Origin of the sequence: Streptomyces sp. MB09-01, assembly GCF_033794505.1 — a bacterium.
In the GTDB taxonomy this organism is placed as follows: domain Bacteria; phylum Actinomycetota; class Actinomycetes; order Streptomycetales; family Streptomycetaceae; genus Streptomyces.
On the sequence record NZ_JARAYQ010000290.1, the window covers coordinates 1 to 9,617 of the forward strand.

At 74.6% G+C, this 9,617-nt stretch carries 7 protein-coding genes; 4 read left to right on the forward strand and 3 right to left on the reverse strand.

From position 1 onward, the window contains the following. Window positions 1–34: 34 nt before the first annotated feature. Window positions 35–1,015, reverse strand: a complete 981-nt coding sequence (locus PV721_RS37010) for a hypothetical protein (protein WP_319732248.1) — start codon at window positions 1,013–1,015, stop codon at window positions 35–37. Between the two features lie 300 nt (window positions 1,016–1,315). Here PV721_RS37010 and PV721_RS37015 point away from each other — a divergent pair, with 300 nt between their 5' ends. The 3 genes from PV721_RS37015 to PV721_RS37025 are packed head-to-tail and all read left to right on the forward strand — an operon-like array spanning window position 1,316 to window position 5,487. After that, the gene (locus PV721_RS37015; protein WP_319732251.1) at window positions 1,316–2,752 is read left to right on the forward strand and encodes an FGGY family carbohydrate kinase; all 1,437 of its coding nucleotides are present in this window, start codon (window positions 1,316–1,318) and stop codon (window positions 2,750–2,752) included. A 48-nt stretch (window positions 2,753–2,800) separates the two neighbouring features. After that, a complete protein-coding gene (locus tag PV721_RS37020; protein ID WP_319732253.1) occupies window positions 2,801–4,291 on the forward strand; it encodes an FAD-dependent oxidoreductase in 1,491 nt (496 codons plus the stop codon). Continuing rightward, complete coding sequence (locus PV721_RS37025; RefSeq protein WP_319732255.1) at window positions 4,288–5,487, forward strand: NAD(P)/FAD-dependent oxidoreductase; 1,200 nt, start codon at window positions 4,288–4,290, stop codon at window positions 5,485–5,487. The genes PV721_RS37020 and PV721_RS37025 overlap by 4 nt, the downstream gene beginning before the upstream one ends. A gap of 357 nt (window positions 5,488–5,844) precedes the next feature. Here PV721_RS37025 and PV721_RS37030 read toward each other — a convergent pair whose 3' ends face one another. Both PV721_RS37030 and PV721_RS37035 read right to left on the reverse strand, forming a co-directional pair. Beyond that, window positions 5,845–6,006 carry a hypothetical protein gene (locus tag PV721_RS37030; RefSeq protein WP_319732257.1) on the reverse strand — a complete coding sequence of 54 codons (162 nt, stop codon included), beginning with the start codon at window positions 6,004–6,006 and terminating at the stop codon, window positions 5,845–5,847. 132 nt (window positions 6,007–6,138) lie between these two features. Continuing rightward, window positions 6,139–8,205 (reverse strand): phosphocholine-specific phospholipase C, encoded by a 2,067-nt coding sequence (locus PV721_RS37035; RefSeq protein ID WP_319732258.1) that lies wholly within the window; start codon window positions 8,203–8,205, stop codon window positions 6,139–6,141. A 299-nt stretch (window positions 8,206–8,504) separates the two neighbouring features. On the opposite strand from PV721_RS37035, the gene PV721_RS37040 reads away from it, so the two are divergent. Then, a partial coding sequence (locus PV721_RS37040; protein ID WP_319732260.1) for a cytochrome P450 occupies window positions 8,505–9,617 on the forward strand: 1,113 nt, incomplete at its 3' end.

Here is a 9,617-nt window from a genome sequence, read left to right on the forward strand (position 1 = left end):
ACGGTGAAGGGGTGGAGCCGCGGGGGAGCGGAGGTCAGCCCCGGCCGGCGAGGCTGCGGGACCGGGCCTGCAGGAAGACCTCCGCGGCCAGTTCCTGGTCGGCCGGGTCGCGGGTCCGGTAGGCCCAGGGCAGGGTGGTCCAGTACCGGTCGATCGTGTCGAAGACCTGGGCCGCCTCGCCGAACCGGTTGGCTCCCCACAGGGCGTGGGCGAGGTGGTTCAGGTCGAGGGGGGAGGCGCGGCGCAGGTCGGCGTACCGGAACCAGGCGTCCAGGGCGTGGCCGGCGTCACGGACGGAGTCCTCGGCGACCCAGTGGAGGTCGAGCGCCCTCTCCTGGCCGCGCTCGCGGCGGTAGCGCTCGATGCTCAGGTACAGCGGCAGGAGGTGGACGGCGGACCCGGGCGCGGCCGAACCGGCCGCCCAGTGGACGAAGTTGGCCGCCTCGGTGAGCGGTCCGGGGGTACCCGCGCACACGAACTGGAGCATGCGGTGGTACGCCTCGCGGTTGTGCGGATCGCGCTTGTCGGCCTGGGCGAGGATGCCCCAGGGGCCGGGGGGCAGCATCACGGCGGGCGCTCGGAGCCGGTGCTCGTCCATCGAGCGGTGTTCGTCGAGGGAGGCGAGGGCGAGCAGGCAGACCCAGGGCACGGGGTCGGCGGGGCTGGCCTCGGCGGTGTCACGGCAGGCCTCCCACGCCTCCCGCCACAGCTCGTGCGTGCGCGGGTGCCGTGCGCGGTGGGCGCGGACGGCCCGTTCGACGACGACACGGGTGTGCATGACGGACGCGGCGACGCTGCGCGGTTCCTCGGCGCGCCAGGCCTGGACCACGTCCGAGCCGGCGGCGACCGCGGCGAGCACCTGGGTGCGCTGGGTCCACAGCCCCCAGCCGTCCGTCCGGTCCAGTAACTGCGCCATCGACACCCAGCGGCCGGTGCGCAGGTCCTGCACGGCGACGCGCAGCTCGTTGTCGTGACCGGCGGGATGGTAGACGGGCCGGAAGTCGCTGCCCGCCATCACCTCGCCCCGGTCGACGGGGGGCCGGGTCGGGCGCGTCTTGCGGTGGTCGTGGTCATCGGTCCTCGCATCGCAGGGCTTCGCGCCTGGTGATCGGCGATCACTATAGATCGAGTGTGAGCGTTCGAGTCATGGAACATTTCAAATGCAACTATCAGGCCAAGGACAGGATATGAATTTGCGTCAGCTCTACCGCCGGGCGTCCGCCGCCCGCACGGACGGATCTTGACGGGCGACCTCCGCTGGTGAAGGCTTCCGAGCGACGATCACGCGCATGCCGATACCAGGGACGGAGTGGTGATGACGGGCCCGGTGCTCGCTGTGGACCAGGGCACCTCGGGAACCAAGGCCCTCGTCATCTGTCCCGTACGCGGGGTCATCGGCTCCGCCTCCGCCCCCGTGCGGCCCCGGTACCTGCCGGGCGGCCGCGTGGAGGTCGACCCCCGTGAGCTGCTGGACTCGGTCGTCGGCGCGGGGCGCGCCGCCCTGGCGGAGGCCGACGAGCCGGTGGTGGCGGTGGGCCTGGCCAACCAGGGCGAGACCGTACTGGCCTGGGACCCGGCGAGCGGTGAGCCGCTGACCGACGCGATCGTCTGGCAGGACCGCCGCGCCGAGCAGCTCTGTACGGAACTGGCCCCGCACGCCGCGTCGTTGCAGGAACTCACGGGCCTGCCGCTCGACCCCTACTTCGCCGCGCCGAAGATGGCCTGGATACGCCGCAGCCTGACCCGGCGGGGAGTCGTGACGACCAGCGACGTGTGGCTCGTGCACCGGCTCACCGGCGCCTTCGTCACCGATGCGGCGACCGCGGGCCGCACCCAGCTCCTCGACCTCGACACCGTCGACTGGTCCCCGGCGGCACTCGACGCCTTCGGCCTCACCGGCGAGCGGCTGCCGGAAGTCGTCGACGCGGACACCCGTGTCGGCACCACCACCGTCTTCGGCCCCCCGCTGCCGCTGACGGGACTCCTCGTCGACCAGCAGGCCGCCCTGCTCGCACAGCGCGTCACCGAGCCGGGCACCGCCAAGTGCACCTACGGCACGGGGGCGTTCCTCCTCGCGCAGACCGGCCCGCTGCCCCGGCGCAGCACCTCCGGACTGGTCGGCTGTGTCGCCTGGCGGCTCGGCGGGGAGACCAGCTACTGCCTGGACGGACAGGTGTACACGGCCGCCTCCGCCGTGCGGTGGCTCACCGACCTCGGCGTGATCTCCGGCGCCGAGGACATCGACACCGTGGGCGGCAGCGCCCCGGACGCAGGCGGCGTCACCTTCGTCCCCGCCCTCGCCGGGCTCGCCGCCCCGTGGTGGCGGGGCGACCTGCGGGGTTCCGTCACCGGCCTCGGCCTCGACACGACCGCCGGGCACCTCGTGCACGCGCTGTGCGACGGCATAGCCGCGCAGGTGGCGGAGCTCGCTGACGCGGTCGCCGCCGACCTGGGGGCGCCGCTGGCCACCCTGCGCGTCGACGGCGGACTCACCCGGTCCGCGCTGCTCATGCAGGCACAGGCCGATCTGCTCCAGATCCCCGTCGAAGTCTCGGCGCTGCCGGACGCCACCGCACTCGGCGTCGGGGCGGTCGCCCGGCTCGGACTCGACCCCTCGCTCACCGCCCTCGAGGCCGTCCCGGAGTGGAAGCCGTCCGCCGTCTACGAGCCGATGGCCGGCTCGGCGCAGGCCGCGGAGCGCCGCGCACGGTTCCGGACGGCGGTCTCGGCCCTGCTCGACGGCCCGGCATGACGGCCACCACCGACGGCCCGGCATGACGGCCACCACCGGCGGCCCGGCATGACCGTCACCACCGGCGGCCCGCTGCCCGGCGGCGACACGTACGACACGTACGACACGTACGACGCGTACGACGCGTACGACGCGTACGACGGGCACGGCGAGCGAGACGCGCACGACGCCTGTGATGCCTACGACGTGACGGTCATCGGCGCGGGCGTCGTGGGCTCGGCCATCGCCCGCGAACTGGCCCGGCTTCCCCTGCGGATCGCCCTCCTGGACGCGTCCGACGACGTCGGCAACGGCACCTCCAAGGCCAACACCGCCATCCTGCACACCGGTTTCGACGCCGTCCCCGGCTCCCTGGAGTCCCGGCTGGTCCGGGAGGGGCAGCGGCTGCTCGCCGCGTACGCCGCCGACGCCGGCATCCCGGTGGAACCGCTCGGGGCGCTGCTAGTCGCCTGGAACGAAGAGCAGCTCGCGGCGCTGCCGGGGCTCGCCGAGAAGGCCGTGCGCAACGGCTACCGCGCGGCCCGGATCCTCCCGGCTGCCGAGGTGCGGGCCCGCGAGCCGGAGCTCGGGCCCGGCGTCCTGGGCGCGCTCCACGTGCCGGACGAGTCGGTCATCTGCCCCTGGACGACCACCCTCGCCTACGCGACGCAGGCCGTCCGCGCCGGCGTCGACCTGCACCTCAACTGCCCGGTGCGCTCGGTCGCTCCGGGCGATCCGCACACGCTGGCCACCGGCCGGGGCCCGCTGCGCACCCGGCACCTGGTCAACGCGGCGGGCCTGTACGCCGACGAGATCGACCGGCTGCTCGGCCACGCGGACTTCACCGTGACGCCCCGGCGCGGCCAGCTGATCGTCTTCGACGAACTCGCCCGCGGCCTCGTACGCCACATCCTCCTGCCGGTGCCGGACGCGCGCGGCAAGGGGGTGCTGGTGACGCCGACCGTGTACGGGAACGTGATGCTCGGGCCGACGGCCGAGGACCTGGACGACAAGACGGCCACCGGGTCCACCGCCGAAGGGCTCGCGCTGCTGCGGGAGAAGGGCCGGCGGATCCTGCCGGCGCTCCTGGAGGAGGAGGTCACCGCCGTGTACGCAGGGCTGCGGGCGGCCACCGGGCAGGAGGACTACGCGATCCGGGCGCATCCCGCACAGCGGTACGTGAGCGTGGGCGGGATCCGCTCCACGGGGCTGACCGCCTCCCTGGCGATCGCCGCACACGTGGTGGAACTGCTCGCGGACGGCGGTCTGCCGGTGTCCGGTGCACGGGATCTGGAACCGGTGCGGATGCCGAACCTCGGCGAGGCGTTCCCCCGGCCCTACCGCGACCCGGCGATGATCGCGGCGGACCCCGAGTACGGCCGGATCGTCTGCCACTGCGAGCGCGTGACCCGCGGGGAGATACGCGACGCGCTCGCCGGGACGGTCCCGCCCGCTTCGCCGGACGGCCTGCGGCGGCGTACGCGCGCCCGGGGCGGCCGCTGCCAGGGCTTCCACTGCGGGGCCGCCGTCCGGGCCCTCTTCGAGGAGGCCCGCCGGTGAACCGTACGGACGTGCAGGCCGACGTCCTGATCGTCGGCGCCGGCCCCGCCGGACTGGCCCTCGCCGCCCGGCTGGCGGCCGCCGGCGCCGGGCGGGTCGAGGTACTGGAACGCGAGGAGGAGGCGGGCGGGATGCCGCGCCACCTCCACCACGGCGGCTTCGGCCGGCTGCCGCGCCCCTGGCTCGGCGGTCCCGAGTACGCACGGCGGTCGGCGCGGGCGGCGCTCGCCGCCGGGGCCACGGTCCGCACCGGCGTCACCGCCACCGGCTGGGCCGGCCCGCTGACCCTGGAGACCACCGGCCCGGCGGGCCTCGAGCGGATCACGGCCCGGGCCGTCGTTCTCGCCACGGGCGCCCGGGAGCGCCCTCGCAGCGCCCGGCTGGTGCCGGGCTCCCGGCCGCAGGGCGTGCTGACCACCGGCGAGCTGTTCCAGTCGGTCCACCGGTACGGCCTGCGCGTCGGGCGGCGGGCCGTGGTCGTGGGCGACGAGGCGGTGGCCCGGCACGCGGTGGGCACGCTGCGGCGGGCGGGTACGGAGGTGGTGGCGGTGGTCACGGAACGCCCGCGCGCCGCCGCCGTGCCAGGGGTCCCGCTCCTCACGGCGACCACGGTGGGCGAACTGCGCGGCCGTGGCCGGCTGACCGGCGTGGCCGTCCGCCACCGGGACGGCCGGTCGGGGGTACTGGCCTGCGACACGGTGGTCTTCACCGGCGACTGGATCCCCGATCACGAACTGGCCCGCCGCGGCGGCGTCCCCCTCGACCCCGGCACCCGGGGCCCCGGCGTGGACGCGTCCTTCCGCACCTCGACGCCGGGCGTCTTCGCGGTCGGCAACGCCCTGCGCGGCATCGAACGCGCGGCCACCGCGGCCGGGGAGGGCGCCGCCGCGACGGCCCCGGTCCTGGCCCACCTGGCCGGCGCCCCCTGGCCGGAGCCCGGCCCGCCGCTGGTGGTCCGGGCCCCGCTCCTGTGGGTGACGCCGAACCGGATCACGGACACCGCCGGGCGGCCGCTGCTGCTGCGGTCCGGGGAGCCGCTGACCGGCCCGGTGGTGACGGTCCACCAGGACGGCCGGCCGCTGTGGCGGCGGCGGTTCGCGGGCCCGGTCCCCCCGTCCCGGTCGCTGCGGCTGCCGCCGGGGTGGACGGCCCGCGTCGACCGGGCCGGCGGCCCGGTCGTGGTGGCCGTCCGCTGACGCGGGTCCGGACATTGGCCGGACAGGACGCGACCACTCCCCGGAGCTCGTGCGGTACGCGTTCTAGATCGGGTTCCTCGCGCAGCACGCGGTACGCGACCACGTCCGGGGCTCCCGTCCCGAACACGGGCGGCCGGTGGCGGCGTAGGCGACGAGAGCGTCCCAGTCGAACACGTCTCCCGGGCTGTCCACCGTCCCGTCCCGGTGGTACGGCGGCCAGCGAGGCGGCGGTCCCGGCCGCGAACAGGAACAGCCGGACCCCGGACCCCGGACAGCGGACCGTACGCAGCCACGTGTTCGTGCACGGTAGGGCCCGGTACGTACGCCGTGACCAGCCACGGGATCTCGGCGGCCGGATCAGCGTCGATGAAGGGAACCGGGCCCGGCGACTCGCCGGAGCACGCCCACCTCGCGATGGAACCTGGCGCGGAACTGGGGATCGGCGGCGAGCTGCGGGTGCACCGGCTTGAGCGCGACCCTGCCGCCCTGGCCGTCGAGCGCCGCGTACACCGTGCCCATGTGCACGCTGATGCGGAAGGAACTCTCCTGGCCCCGGCCACGCGAGGGGCACAGGTCAGGGGCCGGTCCGGAGAGTTCCGGAACGGCCCCTGATCGGCCGGGGTCCCGGGCGGGGGCCGCCGGCCGGCGGCCTCAGGAGGACTCGTCCGTGAGGATGCCCGGGTCCGAGAGGCCGGCCGCGCCCGTCTCGACCTTGCCCGCGAAGCGGCGCCCGAAGTCCGGGGTCTCCGAGGCGGTGACCGTCACGTCGTACCAGCGCCGCGTGTTCTTCAGCGGGACGGTGTACGTGACGGTCGCGCCCTTGGCGACCGTGAGGCGCTTCGGCCCGCCTGCGTAGGCGTTGGTGACCGTCAGGGTGGCGGTCGACGCTCCAGCATTGGTGACGGTGAGGTCCAGGTTCCCGGTGGCGGCGTCGTGGCGGGCGGTGACCTCGGGGCCGGGGGTGGTGCCGGGGTTGCGGAAGCCGCGCAGGAAGCCGTTGGGGCCGTGCACGGTCAGGTCGGTGACCCCTGCCGAGTAGCGGGTGTTCCAGGTGTCCGTGATCGACTTGCCGGCCTCGGTCGTGTACGTCCAGGGGGCGTCGGTGCGGTTGCCGGAGGTGACGTAGAACTGCGCGCCCAGGTCCGGGCCGCCGCTGAACGTCAGCCGGAACCTGCCCTCGGCCACGAGCGCCGCGCCGTCCACGTACGGGGCGTACTTCAGCGGACGGGTCTGCCGCAGGCCCTTCTCCTGGCGCGGCATGACGCCCTCGGCCGGCGGGGTGGCCCGGAAGTCGGGGTGGCGCTCGCGGTCCTGCGGGAACCAGGCGCCGGTGTCGGGCAGCGGGGCGGTGCCGGTGTCCTTGCGGGCGAAGTCGAAGGCGGACGTGAGGTCGCCGCATACGGCGCGGCGCCAGGGCGAGATGCTGGGCTCGGTCACCCCGAACCGCTGCTCCATGAAGCGGATGACGGAGGTGTGGTCGAAGGTCTCGGAGCAGGAGTAGCCGCCGGTGCTCCACGGGGAGACCACGAGCATCGGCACGCGCGGGCCCAGGCCGTACGGTCCGGCGACGTAGCCGGGCTTGCCGGGGAAGACGTCCAGGGCGGTGGGGGTGGTCGAGAGGCCCTGCGCGGCACTGGCGGGGGCGTACGGCGGGACGACGTGGTCGAAGAACCCGTCGTTCTCGTCGTAGGTGATGAACAGGGCGGTACGGGCCCACACGTCGGGGTTGGAGGTGAGGGCGTCCAGCACCTGAGAGATGTACCAGGCACCGTAGTTCGAGGGCCAGTTGGAGTGCTCGCTGAAGGCCTCCGGGGCGGCGATCCAGGAGATCTGGGGCAGGGTCCCGGCGGCGACGTCGGCGCGGAGCCGGTCGAAGTAGCCCTCGCCGGCCTTGGCGTCCGTGCCCGTCCGGGCCTTCTCGAACAGGGGGCTGCCGGGCTGCGCGCTCCGGTAGGTGTTGAAATAGAGGAGGGAGTTGTCGCCGTAGTTGCCGCGGTAGGCGTCGTTGATCCAGCCCCAGGAGCCGGCCGCGTCCAGGCCGTCGCCGATGTCCTGGTAGACCTTCCAGGAGATCCCGGCCGTCTCCAGCCGCTCCGGATAGGTGGTCCAGTCGTAGCCCGCCTCGGCGTTGTTGAGGACCGGACCGCCGCCCTTGCCGTCGTTGCCGGTGTGGCCGGACCAGAGGTAGTAGCGGTTGGGGTCCGTGGAGCCGATGAACGAGCAGTGGTACGCGTCGCAGATGGTGAAGGCGTCCGCCAGGGCGTAGTGGAAGGGGATGTCCTCGCGCGTCAGGTGGGCCATGGTCGTGGCCGTCTTCGCGGGTACCCAGTTGTCGTACCTGCCCTTGTTGAAGGCGCTCTGGCCGCCCGCCCAGTCGTGGTTGAGGCCCTGGAGGAACTCCATGCCGAGGTCGTCGGACGGCGGGCGGAAGGGCAGCGTCACCTTCGTGCCGTCGGACTGGTGGAAGACGGACTTCCCGCTGGGCAGGGTCACCGGGCGCGGGTCGCCGAAGCCGCGGACGCCGCGCAGTGCGCCGAAGTAGTGGTCGAAGGAACGGTTCTCCTGCATGAGCACCACGATGTGCTCGACGTCGGCGAGGGTGCCGGTGGTCCCCTGCGCGGGGATGGCGGCGGCGCGGGCGATGCTCTCGTTCAGCATCGTCAGCGCGGTGGCGCCGCCGGCGAGCTGCAGGAAGCGGCGGCGGTTGAGTTCTGCCATGACGGGAACGACCTCTGCGGTTGGGGGTGGTTGGGCACCTCAGCAGAGCGCGCCCGGCGTACCGGATGGGGAGCCTGGCGTGACGGTGGCGCATACGCCAGGCGAACGGCAGCCGGATTCGGGCGGAGTTCGGCCGGAACCCGCCCACGGGCACGGGCGCCGCCAGTCCGGACCTGCCGGCCGGCCAGGCCGTCCCCGCAGGACCCGCTCCCCGGTCCGAGGCGGGGTGTCGCCCGGCGCGCCCGCTCCCCTACAGTGCGTGATGACCGCACCCGGTGCCGCCGAACAGGAGCACGCCCGTGGCCACCCACGCCCGCCCCGGCCCCCTTCCGAGTCCCTCGACCGCCGGCCGCCGGGTCCCCGAGCTGGACCCCGGCACCGTCGGGCAGTGGCGGGACGCGGGAGGGGAACTCGTCGAGCTGTTCGCCCAGGCGCAGCAGCGGCTCGGCGGTGTCGCCGCGCTCCGGCTGGGGCCGCGCCCGACCGTGCTGGTCACCGGCGCCCAGGCCGTCCAGCACGTGCTCGCGCTCCATCCGGACCGGTACGTCAAGCGCTCGCACCGGGCCCGGCTGCTGGTCGGCGACGGCGTCCTGTCCGCGACGGGCGAGGCGTGGCAGCGGCAACGGCGGCTGCTGCAGTCGCAGTTCACCGGCAAGGGAATGCGCCGCTACGAGCAGCGGATCACCGAGGCCGCCCGGACCACCGCGGCGCGCTGGGCCGCGTACGCCCGCACCGGGCATCTCCTCGACGTCGGCGAGGAGATGCGCCGCTTCGCCCTGGACACCATCTGGCGTTCCCTGACCGGGCACCCCCTCGACACCGCCACGGAGCGTGAACTCGCCGCCGTGCCCGCCGTGGTGGCCGCACTGCCCCAGCTGCCCACCGACGGCGCCGCCGCCCAGGAGGCCGTCTCCGCCGAGCTGGCCAGGATCGACGCCGTGGCGAGCCGCGCCATCGCCGCCGCCCGCGAGGGCGGGGCCGGACCCGACGGTACGGGACTGCTGCACGTCCTGCTGGACGCGGCCGGGACGCGCCCCGAGTACACCGACCGGCTGATCCGCGACGAGCTGGTCACCCTGCTGCTCGCCGGTCACGAGACCACCGCCACCACTCTGACTTGGCTCTACCTCCTGCTGGACCGCAACCCGCAGGCGCGGGAGCAGGCGCTCGCGGCCGGCGCCGAGGGGTCACCCGAGCGGCGGCGCGCCATCCAGGCCCTCGTCAACGAGACGCTGCGCTTCTACCCCTCCGCGTGGATACTGCCGCGCTGCGCCGCGCAGGACGACGTCCTCGCCGGATACGTGGTCGAGGCCGGCACCGACGTCATCGTCTGCCCCTACCTCACGCACCGGGACCCCGGACTGTGGGAAGAGCCCGCCCGGTTCGACCCGGGGCGCTTCACCACCCCCGGC

Excerpts from the sequence above, each read along its gene's own strand:
- PV721_RS37010 (WP_319732248.1), bottom strand. The coding sequence starts at position 1,015 with ATGGCGGGCAGCGACTTCCGGCCCGTCTACCATCCCGCCGGTCACGAC.
- PV721_RS37015 (WP_319732251.1), top strand. The coding sequence starts at position 1,316 with ATGACGGGCCCGGTGCTCGCTGTGGACCAGGGCACCTCGGGAACCAAG.
- PV721_RS37020 (WP_319732253.1), top strand. The coding sequence starts at position 2,801 with ATGACCGTCACCACCGGCGGCCCGCTGCCCGGCGGCGACACGTACGAC.
- PV721_RS37030 (WP_319732257.1), bottom strand. The coding sequence starts at position 6,006 with ATGGGCACGGTGTACGCGGCGCTCGACGGCCAGGGCGGCAGGGTCGCG.
- PV721_RS37035 (WP_319732258.1), bottom strand. The coding sequence starts at position 8,205 with ATGGCAGAACTCAACCGCCGCCGCTTCCTGCAGCTCGCCGGCGGCGCC.